Origin of the sequence: Carboxylicivirga fragile (assembly GCF_050589805.1) — a bacterium.
In the GTDB taxonomy this organism is placed as follows: Bacteria; Bacteroidota; Bacteroidia; order Bacteroidales; family Marinilabiliaceae; genus Carboxylicivirga; species Carboxylicivirga fragile.
Genome location: NZ_JBNGOY010000062.1, coordinates 1 through 24,778 on the forward strand (window position 1 = coordinate 1; position 24,778 = coordinate 24,778).

Sequence of the window (24,778 nt, forward strand, 5' to 3'; positions counted from 1 at the left end):
TTGGCACACCAAGTGCAGCTACCGTTATTATTACCGACGATGACAGTGAGTCGGTCAACATAGTAGCCACAACTCAAGCTTTGGAAAGTGGTACCGATGGTTTATTCACAATCACAGCTACTAATTCATTCGGCACAGATACTGAAATTTCTTACACAGTTACCGGTACAGCAACTCCTGATGCGGATTACACAGCTTTAACAGGATCGGCTACGCTACTTGCCGGACAAACAGAAGTAACCATACCTGTGGCTATTATTAGTGATGTATTGGTTGAAGGCGATGAAACTGTTATACTAACACTTACTGGTACCGACAACCCTGATTTAATTGTTGGAAGTCCTGATAATGCTACCGTTACTATTACTGATGATGATGCAGCGGAATATAACATCACGCCAACAACGCTTGACATCACCGAAGGAAACACAGCTACTTTTGATGTGGTTTTAACAAGTCAACCTGCGACAAACGTTCTTGTCAACCTGAGTTCAGATATCGCTACTTCAGCTTCACTTTCGGATGCGCAACTGACATTTGGGAATGGAGATTGGAATATCGCGCAAACTGTTACGATAACAGCTGAACAAGATGCCAACCTGGTATCTGAATTAGTAACGATTACATTAGCGATAGATGCAACAAGTAATGCCGCTTTTACCGGTATTGCAGATAAAACTGTGACGATTAATGTGACAGACGATGGTAAAGCAGAATACACCATCTCACCTACCACATTAGATATCACCGAAGGAAATACAGCCACCTTTGATGTGGTGCTAACCAGTCAACCAACATCTAACGTGCTGATCAATCTCAGTTCCGATTTAGCCACATCGGCTTCATTGTCCGATGCGCAACTGACCTTTGGCAATGGCGATTGGAATGTGGCACAAACAGTAACCGTGACGGCTGAACAGGAAGCAAATCTAGTTTCAGAAACTGTAACGATCACGTCAACGGTGGATATTTCAAGTGATGGTGACTTTACGGGTATTGCGGATAAAAGCGTGACCATTAATGTGACTGACGATGATGAAGCTTTTTTAAATATATCAGCAACTACAATGGCAGCTGAACCTTCAACGAATGGTGAATTTTCAATTGAAAGCACTCAAATCTATTTTGAAGATGTGACCATTTATTTTAACATCTCAGGTTCGGCACAATCGGGTATTGATTATAATTCTCCAGGAAATTCTGTTATTCTTCAAGCGAATCAAAATCGCACAGTTATTCCTATCAATGTTCTTGACGACAAATTGATTGAAGGAGATGAATCAGTAATCATTACTTTAATTTCAACCAACAATGCATTGTTTAAATTGGGTACGGAAATCAGCTCTAATCTAACAATATTCGAGAATGATACGCATCCAAGGTTTACATCACCCCCGATTGAAAGTATTAATGAAGATCAACTATATACTTATAACATTACAACAACAGATTATGATGGAGATATACATAATATTGAAGCATTACTTCTACCAGCATGGCTAACTTTTGCAGATAATGGCGATGGAACAGCTCTACTCTCAGGTACACCAAAGCAAAGTGACGTGGATCAAACCAATAGAGTATACATTAGTATTGTAAATCAGACACCTCCAATAGTACAGGATTTTAACATTAATGTTATCAATATTAACGATGATCCCATCATTAAGAATTCGACTCTATCAACTCAGGAAAATGTTGAGTTATTAATTCCTTTTGCTGATATAATTAGTGATGAAGATGGAAATGTAGCTTATAACACTTTAACAATCTTAAGTGGTCCTACACATGGTACAACTACGATAGATCTTGCTAATGAGGAAATCAAGTACAATCCAAATCCAGCTTATTCGGGGTCGGATGAATTTACACTTCAAGTTGAAGACACTGATGGCGCCAAAAGTAATATTGGCAGCATTCAAATAACTGTTTCCAACGAAGCGCCTAATGCCGTTAATGATGAATACATCATTAATGAGGACACACCAACTTTATTCAATGTTATCGCCAATGATACTGATCTGCAAAACAATATAGATCCAAGTACCTTAGAAGTTAGCAATGAGAATTTACCTAGTAAAGGAAGTATCCAAGTAAATAACGATGGAACAATATTATACACACCTAACGAAAACTATTTCGGAAGTGATAATTTCGCCTACAGTATTGAAGATGCTTCTGGCTACTCTGATCAAGCTTCGGTGAGCATTACCATCAATTCGGTGAATGATGCACCACTTGTTGAAAATGATACCGAAATTACAGATGAGGATACCCCAATCACAATCGATGTACTGGCGAACGATACGGATATTGATAATGCCATCGTTCCATCTTCCTTGTCAATTGGCAATGCAAGTACAAATGGTAAACTAACCATAAATGCTGGAAGCAATGATATCACATATACGCCAAATGACGATTACAATGGAGAGGATAGTTTCACCTACCTGATTGAAGACATTGATGGTGCCAGCAGTGAAGCTACAGTTACAATTACCATAAGACAAGTTAATGATGCGCCAGTTCCAGTTTCTGACGAAGTAAATACACCGGAAGAAACTCAGATTCTTATCAATGTAGCTCAAAATGACACTGATATTGAAGATAATTTGGATATTTGTACGGTTTCCATTCTTGTTCAGCCAACTAATGGCTTAGCAAGCACCAATGGTGATTGTGGAATTATATCATATACACCAAACACCAACTTCAACGGTCAAGATACATTTACATACCAAATATGCGATACAGAAGGAGCTTGTGGAACAGCTCAAGTTACGATTAATATAACAGAAGTGAATGACGAACCAATTGCTGTGGCAGATGCCTTTGAAACGAATGAAGACGAAAGCATCACAATGGATGTTTTACTAAACGATTTTGATGACGATGGTAATCTGGATGCTTCAAGTTTAAAAATTGACACGGATGCTTCCAATGGCATTTTAGAGATTATTAATAACGAAATTCGTTATACACCTAATTCGAACTTTAATGGCGATGATAGTTTTGTTTATCAGATTTGCGATGCAACTGAGCTATGCGCAACAGCTTCGGTTAGTATAAGCGTGCAAGCTGTAAACGATGCACCTGATGCGCAAGATGACACAGACAGTGGTGACATTAATGATAATATTAGAACCAACGTAGTTGAGAATGATTCGGATATTGAAAATGGTTTGGATCTTACGACATTAACAGTCATTAAACAACCACTCAACGGGGTGGCAAAAGAAGAAGAGGGCGGTACCGGTTTTATCATTTACACACCTAATGATGGGTTTGAAGGCAATGATAGTTACGAGTATCAAATATGCGATACAGACGATGCCTGTGCAACAGCAAAGGTTACTATTACTATTAGCGCCCAGGATGATGCTCCAGTTGCCATTGCCGACTCCTACGAAACCAATGAGGATGAAAGCATCACTATGGATGTATTAAGTAATGATTCGGATGATGACAACAACATAAATTTATCGAGCTTAAAGATAGACACAGAGGCTACAAATGGCACCTTGGAAATCACCGACAATAAAATACGCTACACACCAGATGCTGATTTTAATGGTAACGATAGTTTTACCTATGAAATTTGTGATGACACTGACTTATGTGCCATCGCACAGGTAAACATTACTGTTATAGCTATTAATGATGCGCCAATAGCGGTGGATGATGAAGTAAATACAAACGCAACAACACAGGTTAGCATTAATGTAGCTGAAAACGATACTGATGTTGAAAACAATATTGATATTTGCTCCATCACCATCATTGATCAACCAACAAGTGGAGTAGCCATTGTTGATAACAATTGTGGTTTTATATTATACACGCCTAATAGCGGTTTTGATGGACAAGACGTATTTACCTACCAAATTTGTGATACGGATAATGCCTGCAGTACAGCTCGTGTTAGAGTTAATGTTCAAGAATCTGAAGAAACGGTAGAAGTACCAGAAGTTTTCACTCCTAACGGCGATGGAATAAACGACTACTTTGTTATACCTAATGTAGATAATAAGGAAGACTATAAGAAAAACGAACTCTTCATATTCAACCGATGGGGCGGTCAGGTGTTCCATATGACAAACTATGATAATACATGGAATGGTAAATCAACAGATAGTGTAATGGGTGGCGATGAATTACCAGAAGGCACCTATTTCTATGTGTTCAAACTTGACAGTGGTAAAGTTTATAAAGGAACCGTTTACATCAAAAAGTAATGTTTAGAAAAATGCAAATACAACGATACAATACAATCATGCTCATAAAACCAACTTGGGTTCTTTTAGCTTTACTTTTTGTAATGGCCATACCCAAAGCCAACGCACAGCAAGATCCGCTATATACACAATACATGTTTAATACTTTGGCCTATAACCCGGCATACGCAGGCACAAGAGACATGGTAAGCTTAATGGCTCTATCGCGTCACCAATGGGTAGGATTTGAAGGTGCACCGTCTACACAAACAGTAACGGGACATACCCCTGTTGGTAAAAACATTGGATTAGGCCTAACATTAATACACGACGTGGTTAATCCATCAAGTCAAACAGGGCTGTATTTCGATTACGCCTATCGTATTAAAATTAGCGAAAACAGTAAATTATCCTTTGGCTTGAAGGGGGGATTTAATTATTTCCAGCTCGACATGTCGAAATTGCAGACAGCAACGCCTGGTGACGACCCAACATTAAATGTGGGTGCTACAAGTAAATATTTACCCAACTTTGGTTTCGGGTTATATTATTTCTCCGACAAGTACTTCATTGGCCTATCTGCACCAAAACTATTAGAAAATAAATTACTCAATAGTGACAATGAAATACTTGGTCAGGAAGGAAGCGAAGTGCGTCATTATTTCATTACTGGTGGTTATGTATTTAATTTAAGTGATGAAATTAAGTTTAAACCAACATTTATGTCGCAATTAACCCAAGCCTCTCCCATGTCGTTGGATTTAAATGCCAATTTTTTGTTTAAAGAAAAACTGTGGGTTGGGGCAATGTATCGACTTAACAATTCGTTTGGCGCTATTTTGCAGTATCAATTCACACCTCAGTTTAAAGTAGGTTATGGATTCGACATGACAACCAATGCACTTCGTAACTACAATAGCGGTACACACGAAATAATGATTTCGTACGAACTCAACTTTACCAAAGAAAAAGTAGAAAACCCAAGATACTTTTAAAGAAGACTTTGTACACATCAAACCCAAACCAGATCCATAGCAATTAGCATGAAAAACTAATTATTTATATATTTCAAGGATTTATCACACAGATACGATTGAATTCCACAAAATGAAAACATTCTTAACAATTTCATTACTTATTATATCCAGTCTTATTTTTTCTCAATCGAAAGAATTAAATAAAGCTAACAACTATTTTAAGGAGTTTAATTATCCAAAAGCTATTAAGGCGTACAAGGCTTTAATTAAAGATGGACAACATGCTTCTTATGCAACTCAACAAATTGCTATTTCATATAGTAAGATAGGTAATATACAGGAGGCCGTTAATTGGTATTACCTTACGCTTGATTTTCCCGAGGTGGATTACAATAATTATTTTTTATTAGCGCGCGAATTACTCAGGTTAGATAGAAACGATGAAGCCATTAAATACATGGAAATGTATTACACTAAAAAAGGAGACACAAACAATCAATATTCTTCCAATAATTATAAAAACTATTTAACACAGCTAAAAAGGGATTCTAGTCATTATCGTATTTCTAATCTAGCTTTCAATTCGGAGCACTCTGAATTTGGTCCAACTTTTCACAGTGAATATTTGGTGTTTTCGTCTAACCGCCCTGTAACTGGCTTCTCAAAAAACAAAGATTCACGAACGGGCACTTCGTTCTTTAACCTCTTTAAAGCAAACATTATTCAGCTTGAAACAAGCAGTAATGCTGAGCTATTTAGTAAAGCTGTTCAATCGAAATACAATGATGGGCCTGTTTCATTTGGTAACAATTATCAAAGCATGTTTTTAACCCGCAATACCGATGACAGTAATGTGTTGGATATCTTCCTGGTACTTAAAGACGGTAAAAACTGGTCGAAAGATTTGAAAAGCTTGAACATCCGAAAAGGAAAATACAATGTTGCACATGCGTTTATACAATCGGAAACCAAGCTATTGTATTTCGCATCAAACATGCCAGGTGGATATGGTGGAATGGATTTATATGTTTGTCAATTAAAAGATGGTTTCTTAAGCAAACCGACTAATCTTGGCCCAAATATTAATACCATTGGAAATGAAGTATTTCCATTCATCTCTGACGATGGCATGTTATATTTTAGTTCCGATGGCCAACCAGGTTTAGGAGGATACGATTTATTTTTTGCCAAACCGGATAAAGAAACATTCTCTGTAGCTTTTAACATGGGTTACCCCTTAAACACATCGGCTGATGATTTTAGCTTGGTTTTAAACCCATCCAAAAAATTTGGCTACTTCGCCTCCAATCGTAAAGGAGGTAAGGGTGATGACGACATATACGGTGTAACCATCAAAAATCATCCCGAATACTATCTACTGAAAGCTAAGGTAATCAACCCTGCTTCGAGCAGCTCAATAAAAGAAGCATGGATTGACATTAAGGATTCAAGGGGACAAATGGTTAAACATGTTAAAAGTGATGATAAAGGTGAATTCACCTTGTATCTTAAAAAAAATAAAGAGTATAAAATTCTTCTTCGCAAAAAGCTATATGATAGCTTGAATCTGTCTATTAATAGTGATGAAGTGAATGAAGATGACGAATTAGAAGTTATTTTTGAAATGCTTGAAAAATAAGCGCTTCTTTTGTTTGATTCATATGTTATACGAACAACCTATTTTTAGACCACCTGCCGAAGCCAATTCGCTTATCATTCAATTAACCATTGGTTGTGATTGGAACAAATGTAGGTTTTGCGAAATGTACACGAGTAAAATGTTTCGCGTTAAACCAATTTCCCAGATAGAATCAGACATCAATTATTTATCACAAACGAACCCGGCAATAAGAAGGATTTTCATTGGTGATGCGGATATTTTCGCGGCCGATTTTGATAGCATTATAGCCACTCTTAATTTAATAAAAATACATTTCCCTAAAGCAAAACGCATAAGCGCTTATGCATCTGCAAGAGGCATAAAAAAATTCTCAACTGATCAATTATCAGCTATTAGGCTAAAGGGTTTGATACTATTATATGGCGGCATTGAATCTGGCGACAACAATGTGCTTGAACTTATAAATAAAGGATCCGACGCTAAGAAACAAACAGAGGCCTTTCTTACTGTCAAAAATGCTGGGTTTAAATTATCTCTGATGGTATTGAATGGATTAGGAGGTAAAGAGCTCAGCAAGCAGCACGCGCTTAACACGGCCAAACTACTAAATAAAGTACAACCTGAATTACTTTCGTCACTTGTTGTATCGTACCCCTTCGAATTTGAACATTTCAAAAAACGACTTAAAAAAGAGTTTACTCCGCTTTCGGCAATTGAACTTTGTCAGGAATTACATCTTCTGATAAGTCACCTAAAATTAGAATCTACTGTTTTTAGGAGCGATCATGTTTCCAATTATTTAATACTGAAAGGTGCCTTAAATAAAGATAAGGAGAAATTTTTAGCGCAATTAGAACAAGCACTTAGCATTTTACCAAATACAGATGAAGCCTTTCTTAACGAGAATACTGTGCTATAACTCTAAGCTTTCTTAGGAATACGAAACGCGAATGGAATGGACAAAAAGGCCATAAAACCAACTATGCGATAAGTAGTTTCGAGGCTTAACAAATCACCCAGAATACCAACCAACAAAACCATTAAGGCACCAATCAAAAAGGTTGTAGTCATAAAAACAGCATTCACAAAATTATTATGCTCGGTTTTATACTCGTTAACAATAGCTAGAAAAACCGGGCCAGTGGCAAATAAGAACAAGCCACAAAGAACAAGCACAATCATTTGAACAACTCCTGTAGTATAAAGGAAAGTAAAAAACAAAATTGGAGTTGCAACGGAAGTTATCACCATCATTGAACGCCGCCCAATCTTATCTGATATGGTTCCAGCCAGAAATGTACCCACCACCCCAGCACCTTGAAGAACTGAAAGTGAGATACCAGCAAACCAAATTGACTCCCCCCGACTCTCCAGAAAAACGGGTAGGTAAAAAGTTAAGGCCGATTTCATAGCCGCCCTGAAAAATAAAATGAATGCAATGGTAGATATTAGCGGCAAGAACTTTCGAAAAACCTTAATGTATTCAAGCGAAGTACTTGACGATAGACTATCTGAAATGGCAATGTTTCGTAATTTAAAATACAAAAGCGTTGATGCCAAGATGCCCGTTGGAATAAAATAGGTAACTCCTTTTAGTCCCCATAACTCAATAGCTCCAATTACCGCTATTGGCCCAACTGATCGAGCCAATTCACCACCCATCATATAAAAGCTCATACCCATTCCAATGCGCTTACCTGAGACCTTACGCATCATAACAGGAGATGGCACATGAAAGAAAGAACTACTGATACCACTGATTAAAACCAAGAGTACCATGTATACTTTATGAGGAGCCACAGAAACCAAACTCATGGAAATAGCAGTGATCGCTGGTGTAAATATTACAAAATAGCGGGCTTTAGTCCGCTCGGCCAGCATTCCCACAAATGGATTTAGTAAAGTTGGTAGGCGTTGTACAACAGAAAGCACCCCAGCAAAAGTGAGGTTAATTCCCATACTACTTTGCAAGTATGGTATCAATGGAGCCAAAAAAGCAGTATACACATCGTGAAAAAAATGAGCAACAGTTAATAATGACACCTTAGCCAAATCAAAGCCATTTTGTTTTTTCTTCATAGTATCAAAGCTCTTTTTAAGCAAAACATTTAAAAAAAATCCTGAATCGTTTGATTCAGGATTTAGATTATATCATTTAAAATGGTAAATCTTCATCTGGTCCGGCAGGTGGTATTTCAGCTTCCGTAAAATTTGGAGCCGGAGCATCTGGTGGCAACACTGCCTCTTCCTTCTCTACGCGCCATGCCTCAAGGTTTGAGAAATAATTAACCTTACCATCTTTCTCCCACTTTCGGCCACGAATGTTAAAAGTAACTTTTAACACATCACCCAATTGAACAGGATCTAATAAACTACACTTATCCTGAGTTAGTTGAAATTTCACAAAATCGTTCCAATCTGTATTACGTTCGTTCACTACTTCAATAACAAACTCACGTTTTTTGAAACTTGCATTAATTTCAACAACCTCGTCTTTAACTATTAAGTTACCTGATATTTCAAAACTCATCTTATACTATATCTATTGGTTCTACTCGTTAACTACAATCTTATCAATACTATCACCGCCTTGAATCTGATCAATAACATCCAAACCTTCAATTACTTTACCAAAACAAGTATGCTGACGATCGAGGTGTTGTGTATTTTCGCGACCATGACAGATAAAAAATTGTGATCCACCTGTATTACGTCCAGCATGAGCCATTGAAAGCACACCTTTATCATGATACTGGTTATCACCATCTAATTCACAGTCGATACTGTATCCGGGGCCTCCGGTTCCAATTCGAGAGCTTGACATATCTCTAGAATGAGGACAGCCGCCTTGAATTACAAAATCAGGAATAACTCTATGGAATGCTAAACCATCGTAATAACCTTCTTTGGCCAATTTCACAAAATTATCAACCGTATTAGGCGCATCGTTTTCGTAAAACTCTACTTTCATGATACCCTTTGGGGTATGAATGTCTGCTGTTTTCATCAATTTCTAAATTATGATTATTCTCAATAACACTTTAACTCATTCATTTATACAGCTTAAATTACAAATTAAAAACCGTACATCAAATGCTTTCAATACACTAAAGCACTCTTACAAAAGTACGAAAAAATAGTTGAAGGCTCACTATAAAATCACATGTGCGAAAACGTACATCTCTTTGTTTCAAATTCGCACAATAAATTAAGACCTCAAATTCCTTTATCTGCCATACTACGCTCTCTTATAGCTTATTGTGGTTTTTGGCACATCCATTGATATACTCTAACCGTACAAACAATTAAAAACAAACGTCATGAAAACATTAAGAAAAGAATCAACAGTTAAAATGATTAGCACATTAGTATTATCATTAGTAGTTTTCTCTAGCGCATTATTCGCTCAACCAACTTTTTCAGTTAGCGACGACATTACTGAAGAAGAAATTAGCATCGAAAATTGGATGACAGATTACGATTCGTTTTGTGAAGAAGAATTGGAAAACCTTGAAGAGGAAATGGAAATTGCAAACTGGATGACTGACCTAAATGAATTTTCAAGCTTTTTATTTACTGAAGAAAATGAAGAGTTACTAACTGTGGAAGATTGGATGCTTAACTACAATACATTTGCAGGAATAGAGGAAGAACCATTGTTAGCCATTGAAAATTGGATGGTTGATTTCAATGCATTTTCAAGCCCTAACCAAACATTCTATTTAGCTGAAGCCAACGAAGAAGCATTGGAAATTGAAGCTTGGATGACTAACCTAAGTGCTTTTAACACACAACCTGCTTATTTCATTCCTTCAATAGAAACAATCGAGCTTGATGAACAAGAGCCAATCTTGATTGCTCTGCACATCACTAAATAACTAATACATTTTCAATGTTTTCATGACATTAAAATACAATGTATGCGGAAGGTCAATTCTTAACTGAGTTGGCCTTTTTTATTGACAAAAACATCACTTACAATTACTTAAATCCAATCTTAATTACTGCATTTTTAAAAATACGTATCGTATTTTAAATAAAAATAGCTTACTTAGCCCATGCAAATTTGGTAACATTATGAAATTTTTGAAACCATATAATACACTTAATAAAACCGGCAAAGGTCTCTACGAATGCTGGATTAATTGATATGCTCCCGACTTTATCAATTTTACAATCACTATTCTTATCAATATTTAATCAAGCGACAAGTACAAAAGCATTTTAGCACTTGTCGATCAAACTTCAACAAATAGTTAATTGAAGTATTAAACATTGGGTATTTCCAGAAACTTAGAATAAAGTTAAAGAAGAAGTACTCGCTTTTTTGACTATTAAACACACATCGATGAAAAAAATAATATTCCTAGTATTTGGTATAGCATTATTAATTAACGCTTGTCAGTTAAAAACAAATGGGCTGGAAAGTTTACTTGAAAACTCAGAACAGCTCAAAGCACAAATCATCACTCCAGACTCTTCTAATTTCAATAAAAGCTGGCTTATAATGTTTCAGCAGCCACTAGATCACGCTAACCCTGAAAAAGGGCACTTTATGCAACGCATATGGCTATCGCATAAGGATGCGTCGGCACCTACCGTAATGGTAACTGAAGGTTATTCAGCAAACCGCAAATACACTTCTGAATTAGCAAAACTATTAAATGCCAATCAGATTATTGTTGAACATCGTTATTTTGAAGAATCTTGCCCCGACTCACTTGACTGGCAATACTTAACAGTTGAACAGGCAGCCAATGATCACCATCGCATTATTCAATATTTCAAGCAACACTATAAGGGCAAATGGTTAACAACTGGTATAAGTAAAGGAGGGCAAACCTCCATCTATCATCGTGCTCTATTTCCTAATGATGTTGACGTTAGTGTCCCCTATGTAGCGCCAATCAACTTATCGCGTGAAGATCAGCGCGTATTTGATTTCTTTCACGAAGTAGGCACAGTAGAAGATAGAGCTAAAATTCATGCGTTTCAAAAAGCGGTACTGGAGCAACGAGAAGAAATTTTGCCAATGTTTGAATCATATGCAACGGATAAAGGTTATACTTTCCGAATGGGAGTTGAACAAGCTTTTGATTTAGTTGTATTAGAATACCCTTTCTCATTTTGGCAATGGCATGGACAGCTTGAAAGTATTCCGCAAAATACAGCTAGTACATCTGATTTATTTGAACATTTAAAAAATAAAAGTGATATATCATATGTAGCGGATCAAAGTTGGGATGGTATGAAACCTTTCTTTTATCAAGCATACGTGGAACTAGGCTATTATGCCTATGTGGCTAGTGAGTTTGATGGTCTTATAACATCTTTTGAACAGGATACGATTAGCAGCTGCTTATTTGCACCCGGTGGTGAGTCCTTAGTGTTTGATGAAAGCACAATGGCTGATGTCATGAAAAGTTTAAGAAACAATCAGCCAGAAATTATGGCGATTGTTGGAGACGACGACCCTTGGGGCGCAACCGCGCTTCCTGAGGATGAAATACCAAACACAATAGTTGTTCGAAAGATTAAAGGAAATCATCGAACAAGAATAAATAATTTACCTAAAGAGCAGAAAGATAAAGTTCTTTCGCAATTAAATGAGTGGATAAATAAATGATGAGTAAGGCTGGGTTAAACTCCAGCCTTTTTTCTTCCATATTCCGAATCCCAATATTTCAATAGTAATATTGCTCGCTTTTTCTAACTTTGTCTGAAAATCAAGATGCTTTGAATTTCGAATTATTTGTTGCGCGAAAAATACGAACAGGTACTATTGGTGGTAAAAAACTATCGGAGCCAGTAATAAAAGTAGCTACGCTTAGTATTATCCTAGGAATGGTTGTCATGATTCTTTCATTGGCAATTGGCTTTGGATTTCAACGAGAGATAAAGGCGAAAATTGTTGGCTTCGGATCAAATATTCAAATCACTAGTTACGATTACAACAGCTCCTACGAAAGCAACCCAATCACTATAGACAGTTCACTCATTGATGAACTTAAGCAATGTGAAGGTGTCACACATATTCAAAGTTACGCAACCAAACCAGGAGTAATCCAAACCAATGAGGCGATACAAGCAATTGTACTTAAAGGCACTAATCACGATTATGATTGGACTTTTCTTAAAAGTATCTTAAGTGAAGGAGAGATCCCTCAACTTACTGATTCAGTTCGATCCTTGGATATTTTAATTTCATCCGAAATGGCTCGCCTGTTAAAGCTAAAAGTTGGTGATCCTGTTCGCATGTATTTCATGCAAAACAATATCAGACAGCGTAAATTTTACGTATCGGGTATTTATAATTCACACTTTCCTGAGTACGATAAAGTATTTGCTTTTATCGACATACGCGTCATCCAACGATTAAACAAATGGGATCAAAACCAAGTGGCAGGGTATGAAGTAAGCATCGATAATTTTAATAATCTGGATGACATTGCACAAGATATCCATTACATCAGTAGTTCTAAAATCGAGGAAGATGGAACCATACTTCGAACAAAAACCATTAGACAAACACAAGCTCAGATTTTTGGATGGCTCGACCTTATGGATACTAACCTTTGGGTTATTCTTATTTTAATTCTTGTGGTTGCTGGATTTAATATGGTTTCAGGACTTTTGATTTTAATACTTGAGCGTGTTAATATGATTGGCATCTTTAAGGCTCTTGGTGCCGAAAACTGGAAACTACGAAAAGTATTTCTTTATCTGGCGTCATATATTGTTGGGCGTGGCTTATTATGGGGGAACCTTATTGGTGTATTAATCTGTCTACTCCAAAAATATACGCATTTCATAAAACTTGACCCGAATAACTATTATTTAGAAACGGTACCAATCTATATCACAGCCTGGCATCTTGTCTTACTAAATGTTGGTGTCGGACTAATAACAGTCCTAATGTTAGTTGGCCCTTCCTTCTTGGTAACGCGCATACTCCCAGTTAAGGCAATTCGTTTTAATTAGTACAGTATCATATCGAACAGTCCTTGTTCGTATTCGAACAGTTGATTTTCAAAACATTAAAAAAAGTTAAATATCCGCTCCTTCTAATGCGCTGATTTTATTGAGCTTAAATTTTTATACAAATAAAAACACAGTATTTACACCATTTATCCTTTTTGGCACAAAACTTGATTAAGTGTTTGAAACACTTAAAAAGGTTTAAGTTAATAAATGGGACAAAATGGTCGGGAACGCCCGACCTTTTTTTATGCGCTAAACTCAGTTAAGCTATTATTTAATTAGAGAAAAATATGGTTATTTAAGCTTTATTTCTTAACTTATACGTAAACAATTACGTTGATCTTAAAGTTATATTTGAAAGAAAAGTGAATGAACATAAACAAGCACATACTCATCGATGCCTTTAAACAGCCCTTACCAGGTAAAGAAGCACAATTAATCATGTCGCCCTCAGTGCGTTTTACGGGAAGGAAATCACATAACCCCAATCAGGCTAGAGAAAGCAGTGTACTCATCCTTCTTTCAAAGAAAAATGATCAATGGCATATCCCCTTTATCCAACGCCCGGTTTACAAGGGAGCACATAGTGGCCAGGTTAGTTTTCCGGGTGGCAAAACAGAGGAATTCGACAACACTTACTTCGATACAGCCATTCGCGAAACAGAAGAAGAAATAGGAATAAACCGCAAGCACGTTCAATACATCGGTAAACTTACTTCCCTATACATACCAAACTCAAACTTTGTAGTTTACCCTCATGTTGGCATTAGTCAGAACGAACCTCATTATAAGGCTAATCCCCGCGAAGTTGAAACCATTATTGAAGTACCTTTAACCGAATTAACCAATCCCAAAAGAATTAAATCCTTTTCAAGAACGATTAACAATGTTCAGGTTGATGCCCCATTTTTTCATTTCGACTCGTTTGAAATATGGGGAGCCACAGCTATGATATTAAGCGAATTTATTGAAGTATTAAAACGCCAAGAACTTAATCCATTATTACATTCTTATAATGGGTGTAACGCTCCAGAATGTCAATGACATAATGATACGGCTCCTCCCCTCTACAATAGCCATATTTAACCACCGGATCGTTGTAAAAATCAGGCTTTGACTTATTGAGTAAATAAAAGTCAACATTATCTTCCCATATCAATGGATTCTTACCGTTCTTTTCCGCTAATCGCATGGCATCCTGAACATGGCCTAAGCCAACATTGTAAGAAGCCAAAACGAACTTTAATCGCTGCTCCGGATCTTCCACTTTTTTAGCCATTCGTTTATCTAACCACACCAAAAACTTCAATCCTCCCTGTATATTATCAACGGGCGAGGTTATTTCTTTAACGCCGAAATGTTCTGCTGTAGCAGGCATCAACTGCATTAAACCAACTGCACCAGCCCAACTTTCAATCTCAGGTAAAAATCGTGATTCCTGATAAATCAACGACGCAATTAAGCGCCAATCAAGATCGTACTTTTCACTTTCGCTTTTAATGATCGCATCATACATCGAAACCTTACCACCTTTGATAGAATGAAAACCTGTTTCAACCAAATGTTTCGAACGAGGGTTGATAAAGTATTTTCGATAGATGCGTTTATAATGCTTCGTCTTCTTAAAATTAATTAACCAATTATTAACCACATCCAACAAATCACTTGAATTGGGACGAACTGCCCATGCAATTTTCTGCGGAAAACTTATAGCTGTTTTAACATCAATATTATCGTAAAAATTAAGATTAATATTGGCCATATTTTCATCACATACGGTATATGGTATTTCGCCATTCGCAACTAAATCAATTAATTGCTCAACTTCATAATCTGGTATTTCAACAATATTAATACTATCACCTATTTCGTTACTTAAACTCTGAAGGCGATCAACAAATGATGAATTCTCTTGTACATATATTGTTTTGCCAGCTAACTCAAGTTGGTTGCGAATAATTTCATTAAACACAACCGTTTCTTTCTGCTCCGAATTACCTGAATATTTTTGCTGAACTAAAACCTGTCGAGTCACACAATGAGGTTCAGTAAAAGTGATATAATCACTTCGATCGCGTGTAACGGTAAAATTAGTTGCAATAATATCAATACCACCTTCCAGAAGGTTATTGATATTATTCTCAACATTATTCGACACCTGAATTTCCAACTTTAGGCCAAGGTGATTACTCAAGGCTTGTAATAGTTCAAACTGATATCCTAAAGGTCGCCCTTTATATACAAAATAGTTAGTTGAGTTATAATCGGTGACCACCTTTAGCTTTCCTCGCTTTACAATATCGTCAAGGTCAACGGTGGCAATTTCTTCTTGTTTAGTGTTGGTTGAAGGCTCCTTAGTTTGCTTGCAGGCTGCAAAAGACAACAAGACAATGAGTGAAATAATACTGTACCAACTTCGCATAAATTAATCCCCTTTGATTCGGTACAAAGGTAACTATTCTGGTGACTTACTACAAATTAGCCCTCAAACACATTTGTGGATTAGTCATAGAAATTCCACGATACGCCAAACTTTAAACTACGTGGATTTCCTGGATAATTAAATGTGGTATAATATGGTTTATCCGGATATCCTTGATTAACATGATCGAACTTCACGTAGATCCTAGCTCTTTTCAATTGCAAATTAATAAAAACATCAACCCAAGGATATTCACCTACCTCATCAACTTTTTGATTCACAAATTGCGATGTTGCAGGCATGTAGAATGGTGCATAGTATTTTGAGTTATAGCGAAAATCAAATCCAATCTGAAAATACAATACCTTAAATAGGGTATTCTGATAATAGGTTGAATTGTAATAAGCCAACATAGGAAGTGGAATAATATCCTGGTCGCTGCTGTGTTGAAACACCAGATTATTATGACTTCGAAAACCGCCAAACTTGAATTGCTTCTTTAGCGCAGCATGATAGACCTGCAACACATCACTCGTTTGCTCCGGCAGTCCATTAAATTGCCAATAAATATGATCGTTTATAAATTGCCCACCAGCACTTAACTCCAAATGCTTTGTAGGAACTCGTACTCCACCATTAAAGCGAACTATCTTCTTTTGACGAAAAGCGTTATCCCACTTTAAATGGTTTGAGAAATACGTGCTCTCAAATAATTCAGGAGTAGTTAAATAGATACCTCCATTGGCAAAAAAGCCAGCCGTATCCTTAGCCAATCGAAAGCTTGAATTAATACTACCTGTTAATTCAGAATCACCAGCCCGATAGCCTTGAATGTATAACTTAGCACCCGCGTCCCACCAAAAATTCTTACCCAGGTTTTTAAATATCTGAGCACCAATAGCAGTTGTTACAAGCGTTGAATCGTTTTGAAGATAATGTGGTATATAATCCGAATTAACCTTGTCGTATTCAACAGGTTGCTTTGGATATTTATAACGTGTGATATCATTTTTTATAAAAGCACGCAATCCAAATTTCAATAGAGAATTCGCTTCTTCGTTAAACTTTATCTGAAAAGTATTACTCATCGTACTAATACTCACCGAATCTCTGGTTTGCAAACTATCAGCATAAATATTAGGATAAAATGCTTTATCAAAACCCTCGACATAGTATGACTCTAGATTAGCAATACGATGTTCTCTAGTGTTATGCTCCAACTCCAAGGTGTGATAGACGGTACTTACAGGTAACTGGTTCGTTATTGAATCATTACTTTTAACATCTATTTTACCTATCGATAAAGATTGATTTAAAAACAACTTATAAATATTAATCTCATTTTCAGCTGTATTAAAAAACATGGGAACAACTTCAGGTGATACCTGTGTAAAATTCAACTCTTCTTCATCCCGGTTTATCCCACCATTTTCATAATTATCAACCTTCGAGAAAATAAAAGCTGTATGCAGATTATACGTTTCACCATTATAACTACTAATAAACTTGAAATTTTGATTTTCCGCCTGCTGAGCTTGAAACATACCAATAGAAGACGAAAGAAAATATTGAGCCCCAACATTCCAGCGGCGATTTACATTCTGAGTAAACATCACACTGATGGTCTCTTCCGAACGTCTTTTAGGCCCCCCAAAATGATAAGTTAAATTAACATATGGCGTTTTTGTATTCACAAAAAACAACTCGTAAGGTTCAGGAATATATGCCATAAATCCATTTTCAAACAAATGTCCATAACGATATTCCCGATCCGAAAAAATCATGGATTGATAGGCTGAGCCCATATTTCCAAGGTAATTATTTGCTATACTTCGCTTATATATTGGATTGAAAATCTGGTAACCTGCCGATAGTGTATCTACATCAGTTGAATCACTATAAGTATAATCATCCGTCAAATGCCAAACCCGTACATCAGGCTTTATAAATACACCTTGCTCCTCTTCAGAACCTGGATCTTCTCCTTGTTGCCTATCATTGCCAGCTCCAGTAGGTGGCCCCTGCAAAGTTCTTTGAGCCAATATATCTGATCCAAAAACAAGGAACACTATTAATAAACTAAATTTTGCTAATGCCAGATTATTATATCGTCTCAAACCTAAGAAATTCAGAAAAAACAAAGCAGTCCGTTTAAAATTATACTATAACAAATATAGATAAAAACTTTATTCAACAGGCAGTTTAGGAAACATCTCAAATTAGTTTTTGAATAATCACAAGTCCTAATCCAAACAAGCTCTTAACAGAAAATTACTTTTTACGAATAAACACCTGTACCTGAATACCATGAAAATTCCAGTGCTCTCTGATTTTATTCTCAAGAAAACGCTTATATGGATCTTTCACATACTGAGGCAAATTACAGAAGAAGGCAAACGAAGGTGAATGCGTTGGCAACTGCGTAATATATTTGATGCGAACAAATTTTCCTTTTGTTGATGGTGGAGGGTTGTTCTCGATTATTGGCAATAAGGTATCGTTCAGCTGCGATGTAGTAATCTTTGTATTTCTGTTATTATTTACCTCGATAGCCGTTTCAATCGCCTTATGTATACGTTGCTTTGTTAGCGCTGAAGTAAATACTATTGGAAAATCGACAAATGGCTTGAAGGCATCACGTATCTTTTCTTCAAATGCCAGAGTGGTCTTATGGTCTTTCTCAATCAAATCCCACTTATTCACCAAAACTACAATACCTTTTTTATTGCGTTGAATCAGATGAAATATCTTTTGATCTTGTCCTTCAATACCACGCGTTGCATCGATCATCAACATACAAACATCCGAATTTTCGATGGCACGAATAGCGCGCATCACCGAATAAAATTCAAGATCTTCATGTACCTTTGTCTTTTTACGCACACCAGCCGTATCGACCAAGAAAAAGTCATGGCCAAACTTATTGTAACGTGTATAAATCGAATCGCGAGTTGTTCCAGAAATAGGCGTTACAATATTGCGATCTTCACCAATAAAGGCATTAATAATCGATGATTTACCAGCATTAGGTCGACCAACAATTGTAAAACGAGGCAAATCCACCGCTTCTTCTTCACCCTCATTTGGCAACATTTCAACTAACTTATCAAGGAACTCACCCGTACCAGAACCATTAATTGAAGAAATTGGAAATAAATCTTCCAATCCCATGGAATAAAAATAGCTTGCTTCTAAAATGCGCTCGCTATTATCCACTTTATTTACAACAACCAATGCCGGTTTATTTGATCGACGTAAAATCTCTGCTACGCCTTCATCATAATCAGTTACACCCGTAAGTACATCAACCACAAACACGATAACATCGGCCTCTTCAATGGCAATTAATACTTGCTTGCGAATTTCTTCTTCAAAAATATCATCTGAGTTTGTCGCATAACCACCCGTATCGATAACCGAAAACTCGGTTCCATTCCAGAAAGCTTTTCCATATAAACGATCTCGTGTAACACCAGCCATTTCATCAACTATAGCTTGACGTGTACCAGTTAAACGATTAAATAGCGTTGATTTACCTACATTAGGTCTTCCTACAATTGCAACTATATTACCCATGGTATTTTTTACTTTTTTGTTTTGGGGGCTGCAAAAGTAGAAAATCTACATTGCATCACCAATCTTTACTTATTAAAATAATATAAATCAGCCTTTTTAGTCCGATGAAATTATTTTAGTTCATATCCGTGACCACGCAAGAAACTATCTTTATCACGCCAATCTTTTGTTACTTTAACATAGGTAGTTAGCATTACTTTTTTCTTCAAAAAGGCTTCAATATCTTTTCGAGCTTCAATGCCAACCCACTTTAACTTAACCCCTTTATGACCGATGATTATTCCTTTTTGTGAATCGCGAGCCACATGAATTACCGCACGAATATCGACTCTTTCAGTCCCCTCTACATACTCTTCCACCTCAATCTCAACTGAATAAGGAATCTCTTTCTTATATTGAATTAATATTTTCTCACGAATTATTTCTTCAATAAAAAAACGTTCCGGCTTATCAGTTAACGATTCTTTATCGAAAAAGGCTGGAGACTCAGGCAATAATTCCTTTATACGTGCAAAAAGATTTTTGACATTAAACTTATGCAAAGCCGACATTGGAAAAACTTCAGCATTGGGTAACTGTTTTTGCCAGAAGTCTAAAATCCCATCTAATTTATCCTGGTCAATAAGGTCAATTTTATTGACAACTAATAAAACAGGAATGTTGGTTTTTTGAACAGAACTCAAAAATTCATCATTCTTATCGGGCTTTTCAAACGTATCGGTAACGTATAGAATCACATCAGCATCAGCCAAAGCGGCCTTTGAAAACTTTAACATCGACTCTTGCAACTTGTAATTCGGCTTTAGTACACCAGGCGTATCCGAAAACACTATCTGATACTCTGGTTCATTAACTATCCCAAATATACGATGACGAGTAGTTTGTGCTTTTGATGTTATAATTGATAAACGCTCTCCGACCAATTCGTTTGATAAAGTTGACTTACCTACATTGGGGTTACCTACAATATTTACAAAGCCTGCTTTGTGTGCCATAATCCATTTTCCATTAATTCGGCACAAAGGTACTACTTTTAATGCAGTTTGTTTCGAATAAAAAACCATCTTGTTTTTTACTATTGTATATACTCAAAGACAATAAGTATGAATAACAAATATAATTTAATGAGTATTTTGTAAATTTGGTTCGTAACGAGAGAATAACTAATTAAAACCATCGAAATGCGATTCAAAAGTATTAGTATCTTTATTTTATGCATAGGCTTATATGCCTGCCAATCGGAAGAACAATCTTTATCAATTTCAATTGTACCTCAGGTTGAAGAAATAACAAATCAAGACGGCCATTTTGAACTGACAAAGTCAACAAGCTTGTTCGTTAATAACGAAAGCATCAACACAATAGCTGAGCTTATTCAAAATAAATTCAAAACTGTTTCGGGCGACGATATATCTATTGTGAATGAAAAACCCAAGACAAACTACATTAGCTTCGAGCTTAATAAAGACCTTAAGTTAAAAGAAGAAGCTTATCAATTAAAAGTAGAAGCTACAAGCGTGAACATTTCTGCGTCGAGCAAGAGTGGTCTGTTTTATGGCTTGCAAACGCTTTTACAATTATTGCCTCCTCAGATTGAGAATCCAAAATATGTACATGGCGTAAAATGGCAAATACCTTGCGTTACCATCAACGATGCGCCACGCTTTCCTTGGCGAGGTATGCATCTGGATGTCTGCCGTCATTTTGTTCCTGTTGAAAACATCAAGAAACACCTGGATATGATGGCCATGTTTAAGATGAACACTTTCCACTGGCATTTAACCGAAGATCAAGCATGGCGTATCGAGATAAAAAAATACCCGCTCTTAACCGAGATTGGATCAAAACGCATCGAAGGCGATGGGTCAGAATATGGTGGTTTCTACACTCAGCAAGAAGTTAAAGAGATAGTTGCTTACGCCGCAGAACGTTTTATTACCGTAGTGCCTGAAATTGAATTACCTGGACATGCTTTAGCAGCATTAACAGCTTACCCCGAATACTCTTGCACGGGCGGGCCATTCATAGTTCGAAATACTTGGGGTGTTGAACCTGACGTTTATTGTGCCGGTCGTGAAGAAACATTTGCTTTCTTAGCTGATATTATTGACGAAGTTGTTGAATTATTTCCTTCGCCTTACTTTCATATTGGTGGCGATGAATGCCCAAAGGAAAGATGGGAAGAATGTAAGCATTGCCAAGCTCGCATAAAAAATGAAGGGTTAAAAGATACACATGAGCTTCAGAGTTACTTTATCAAACGTATCGAAAAAGTGCTTTTAGCACATGATAAAAAAATGATTGGCTGGGACGAAATTTTGGAAGGTGGCTTAGCCAAGTCAGCTGCAGTAATGTCGTGGCGAGGAGAGAAAGGTGGTATCGATGCCGCTGCCCAAGGTCACGATATAGTTATGACCCCAGGCAATTGGTGTTACCTCGATCACTACCAGGGCGATTCGCGTGTTGAACCAGTTGCAATTGGAGGTTACACTACGCTTGAAGAAACCTATTCATACGAGCCAGTGCCTGAGCAATTACAAGCCGATATGGCACACCACGTATTAGGCACACAAGGTAATGTCTGGAGCGAATACATGTACACACCTGAACTAGTTGAATATCGTGTATATCCACGTATAATAGCCCTTGCCGAAGTTAATTGGTCTCAAAAAAGCAAGAAGGATTATGCTGATTTTGTGCAACGATTGAATGCCCAGTTTATAAGAATGGATGCTCACAACATTAACTATCACATTCCGCTTGCCGAAGGTCCGGTCAACAAAATGGTTTATGAAAACAACATTAAAGTAAATTTCAGTAATACGCGTGATTTAAAAATGGTTTACACCACGGATGGTACAAAACCAAGCCTTGAGTCAAGCGAATATAAAAACACTCTGCTGTTTGCTGAAGACAAAACCATTAAAATTGCTTGCGTATTGCCTACTGGCAAAATGGGACCTTATCGTACAATAGAACTTGTACAGCAAGATAAAATTAATGCGCTTGATGTTACAACAACTCAGATTGGTCTGCAAGAGCAATTCACCAAAGGCCGTTTTATTGGTGTTGAAGAAATAGTTGGAATTAAAGATTGGGAAACTCGGCATGACTCTATGTCAGTGGTCAAAGGAAAAAAACGCGATGGTCACGAAAATCCATCGGCCTCAATTTACACCGGTTATATTGAAATTCCGGAAGACGGTATTTATGAGTTCGAGACAAACCTTGATCAATTTTTCATTGCAGAACAGCTTCTTATTGATAATGATAAGGAAGTAAAACGATTCTCGAGAAACAATTCGACCATTAACCTTTCAAAGGGAAAACATCCGGTCAAACTAATTTATTTAAACAATAATATTGGTGGTTTCCCTCAGGCATGGAATGGGCCTAAAGTTAGTTTTAGGCTGTGGGGTGCTGAAAAATTCACTACAGCTACGCCACAATCATATAGTTATTAGAACATTGTAATTCTTATTTTTTATTTCTAAAGGGATAATGTATTTTCGCACCCTAATATAAATTGATAAGATCATAAAGATGAACAAAATTAGTTATGCACTAGGGATGAATTTGGCTCAAAACCTAAAATCATCAGGTATTGAGACAATTGAATATACAGAATTTGCAAAAGGTCTTGAGGCTGCTTTTGAAGGTAAAGAAACTGAAATGAAACCTGAAGAGGCCAATGAAATTCTTCAAGCTTTCTTTGGAGAACTTCAACAAAAACAACATGCCGGTAACATTCAGGCTGGTAAAGATTTCTTAGCAGAGAACGCTAAAAAAGAAGGTGTAGTTACTTTGGAAAGTGGTTTACAGTACGAAATCATCACCGAAGGAAAAGGCGAAAAGCCAGCTGCTACAAACGAAGTAGAATGTCATTACCATGGTACTTTAATTGACGGAACTGTTTTTGATAGTTCTGTTGAGCGCGGAGCACCAGCAACTTTCCCGGTTAACGGAGTTATCCAAGGTTGGGTTGAAGCTTTACAATTAATGCCTGTTGGTTCAAAATGGCGTTTGTTTATCCCATCTGATCTTGCCTATGGTGAGCGCGGTGCTGGTGATAAAATCGGACCTCATACTACTTTAGTTTTTGAAGTAGAATTATTGGCGATTAAATAATCATTTTTTTTAACCTCTAATAAATTTTATTACAATGAAACTTTCTAGTTTACTGTTTACAACATTGATGGTAGTTTTGGTATTTGCTTCTTGCTCAAAAGTACCTAAAACTGGCAAAATGGACTTTAAAAACAATGTGGATAGCGTTAGCTACGCATTGGGTTACATCGAAGCTAATCAAATAAGTGAACAGTTTCAAAAGATACCTTTTGAAATGGATTCTTTGGCAATGGTTGATTTAGCAAAAGTTCTTGCAAAAAGATCATTAAATGAGCGCTATCTGGAATTTCGCATTAATCAATTTGAAGAAATCAATGAAGATGCTTTTTTCAAAGGTTTCTTAAATGAGTTAGCTTATAACAAATCATATTTCACTGAAACTTCAGCGGATGTGGTTCTTCGTAAAGCTTTCGAAGCGATTAAGAAGAAAAAGGAAGCTGAGAAATTGGAAGCTGCTGCTGCAAATCTTGAAAAAGGTCAAAACTACCTCGAAGAGAATAAAGCTCGCGCTGAAGTAATGGTTACTGAAAGTGGTTTGCAATATGAAATTCTTCGTGAAGGTAAGGGGCCTAAGGCAACTAAAAAAGATCGTGTTAAATGCACTTACCATGGTACATTGATTGATGGTACTGTTTTTGATAGTTCAGTTGAAAAAGGTGACACAGCAACTTTTGCTGTTACAGGTGTAATTAAAGGTTGGACTGAAGCATTACAATTAATGCCTGAAGGTTCAAAATGGCGTTTACACATTCCTTCTGACCTGGCCTATGGCGAAAGAGGATCAGGAGCTAAAATTGGTGGAAATGAAACTTTGATTTTCGACCTTGATTTAGTTGAGATTATAGAAGCTAAAAAATAG

General features: G+C 36.7%; 18 protein-coding genes. 11 read left to right on the forward strand and 7 right to left on the reverse strand.

The features are described from left to right. The 4 genes from ACRD7B_RS20180 to ACRD7B_RS20195 form a co-directional block, all read left to right on the forward strand. A partial coding sequence (locus ACRD7B_RS20180; RefSeq protein ID WP_430826459.1) for an Ig-like domain-containing protein occupies positions 1 to 4,235 on the forward strand: 4,235 nt, incomplete at its 5' end. Between the two features lie 11 nt (positions 4,236 to 4,246). Further along, positions 4,247 to 5,209 carry a PorP/SprF family type IX secretion system membrane protein gene (locus ACRD7B_RS20185; RefSeq protein ID WP_430826460.1) on the forward strand — a complete coding sequence of 321 codons (963 nt, stop codon included), beginning with the start codon at positions 4,247 to 4,249 and terminating at the stop codon, positions 5,207 to 5,209. Between the two features lie 112 nt (positions 5,210 to 5,321). Beyond that, positions 5,322 to 6,830 carry a hypothetical protein gene (locus ACRD7B_RS20190; protein WP_430826461.1) on the forward strand — a complete coding sequence of 503 codons (1,509 nt, stop codon included), beginning with the start codon at positions 5,322 to 5,324 and terminating at the stop codon, positions 6,828 to 6,830. A gap of 22 nt (positions 6,831 to 6,852) precedes the next feature. After that, on the forward strand, positions 6,853 to 7,731 hold the full coding sequence (locus ACRD7B_RS20195; RefSeq protein WP_430826462.1) for a radical SAM protein: 879 nt from the start codon (positions 6,853 to 6,855) through the stop codon (positions 7,729 to 7,731). Between the two features lie 2 nt (positions 7,732 to 7,733). On the opposite strand, the gene ACRD7B_RS20200 is transcribed toward ACRD7B_RS20195, so the two are convergent. The 3 genes from ACRD7B_RS20200 to ACRD7B_RS20210 form a co-directional block, all read right to left on the reverse strand. After that, positions 7,734 to 8,891 (reverse strand): MFS transporter, encoded by a 1,158-nt coding sequence (locus ACRD7B_RS20200; protein ID WP_430826463.1) that lies wholly within the window; start codon positions 8,889 to 8,891, stop codon positions 7,734 to 7,736. Positions 8,892 to 8,967: 76 nt separating this feature from the next. After that, the gene (locus tag ACRD7B_RS20205) at positions 8,968 to 9,342 is read right to left on the reverse strand and encodes a DUF3127 domain-containing protein (protein WP_430826465.1); all 375 of its coding nucleotides are present in this window, start codon (positions 9,340 to 9,342) and stop codon (positions 8,968 to 8,970) included. A gap of 21 nt (positions 9,343 to 9,363) precedes the next feature. Next, positions 9,364 to 9,819 carry a peptidylprolyl isomerase gene (locus ACRD7B_RS20210; protein ID WP_430826466.1) on the reverse strand — a complete coding sequence of 152 codons (456 nt, stop codon included), beginning with the start codon at positions 9,817 to 9,819 and terminating at the stop codon, positions 9,364 to 9,366. A gap of 313 nt (positions 9,820 to 10,132) precedes the next feature. Between ACRD7B_RS20210 and ACRD7B_RS20215 the strand changes: the two genes are divergently transcribed. From ACRD7B_RS20215 to ACRD7B_RS20230, 4 genes are all read left to right on the forward strand, one after another. Further along, positions 10,133 to 10,690 (forward strand): hypothetical protein, encoded by a 558-nt coding sequence (locus ACRD7B_RS20215; protein ID WP_430826467.1) that lies wholly within the window; start codon positions 10,133 to 10,135, stop codon positions 10,688 to 10,690. A 470-nt stretch (positions 10,691 to 11,160) separates the two neighbouring features. After that, positions 11,161 to 12,438: a S28 family serine protease gene (locus tag ACRD7B_RS20220; RefSeq protein ID WP_430826468.1), complete on the forward strand. Its 1,278-nt coding sequence runs from the start codon at positions 11,161 to 11,163 to the stop codon at positions 12,436 to 12,438. A gap of 89 nt (positions 12,439 to 12,527) precedes the next feature. After that, positions 12,528 to 13,793 carry an ABC transporter permease gene (locus ACRD7B_RS20225; RefSeq protein ID WP_430826469.1) on the forward strand — a complete coding sequence of 422 codons (1,266 nt, stop codon included), beginning with the start codon at positions 12,528 to 12,530 and terminating at the stop codon, positions 13,791 to 13,793. A gap of 369 nt (positions 13,794 to 14,162) precedes the next feature. Beyond that, a complete protein-coding gene (locus ACRD7B_RS20230; RefSeq protein ID WP_430826470.1) occupies positions 14,163 to 14,837 on the forward strand; it encodes an NUDIX hydrolase in 675 nt (224 codons plus the stop codon). Here ACRD7B_RS20230 and ACRD7B_RS20235 read toward each other — a convergent pair. The 4 genes from ACRD7B_RS20235 to era form a co-directional block, all read right to left on the reverse strand. Beyond that, a complete protein-coding gene (locus ACRD7B_RS20235) occupies positions 14,785 to 16,215 on the reverse strand; it encodes an MltF family protein (protein WP_430826471.1) in 1,431 nt (476 codons plus the stop codon). The genes ACRD7B_RS20230 and ACRD7B_RS20235 overlap by 53 nt on opposite strands. 80 nt (positions 16,216 to 16,295) lie before the next feature. Further along, positions 16,296 to 18,332 carry a putative porin gene (locus ACRD7B_RS20240; protein WP_430826472.1) on the reverse strand — a complete coding sequence of 679 codons (2,037 nt, stop codon included), beginning with the start codon at positions 18,330 to 18,332 and terminating at the stop codon, positions 16,296 to 16,298. 154 nt (positions 18,333 to 18,486) lie between these two features. Continuing rightward, the gene (der, locus tag ACRD7B_RS20245; RefSeq protein ID WP_430826473.1) at positions 18,487 to 19,791 is read right to left on the reverse strand and encodes a ribosome biogenesis GTPase Der; all 1,305 of its coding nucleotides are present in this window, start codon (positions 19,789 to 19,791) and stop codon (positions 18,487 to 18,489) included. 110 nt (positions 19,792 to 19,901) lie between these two features. Next, complete coding sequence (gene era / locus ACRD7B_RS20250) at positions 19,902 to 20,786, reverse strand: GTPase Era (protein ID WP_430826474.1); 885 nt, start codon at positions 20,784 to 20,786, stop codon at positions 19,902 to 19,904. 186 nt (positions 20,787 to 20,972) lie between these two features. On the opposite strand from era, the gene ACRD7B_RS20255 reads away from it, so the two are divergent. The 3 genes from ACRD7B_RS20255 (at position 20,973) to bamJ (ACRD7B_RS20265) (ending at position 24,778) form a co-directional block, all read left to right on the forward strand. Further along, complete coding sequence (locus ACRD7B_RS20255) at positions 20,973 to 23,255, forward strand: family 20 glycosylhydrolase (RefSeq protein ID WP_430826475.1); 2,283 nt, start codon at positions 20,973 to 20,975, stop codon at positions 23,253 to 23,255. 79 nt (positions 23,256 to 23,334) lie between these two features. Continuing rightward, positions 23,335 to 23,919, forward strand: a complete 585-nt coding sequence (gene bamJ, locus ACRD7B_RS20260) for a BamJ family beta-barrel-assembly machinery protein (RefSeq protein ID WP_430826476.1) — start codon at positions 23,335 to 23,337, stop codon at positions 23,917 to 23,919. Between the two features lie 34 nt (positions 23,920 to 23,953). Then, entirely contained in the window at positions 23,954 to 24,778 is an 825-nt protein-coding gene (gene bamJ, locus ACRD7B_RS20265; RefSeq protein ID WP_430826477.1) for a BamJ family beta-barrel-assembly machinery protein, read from the forward strand.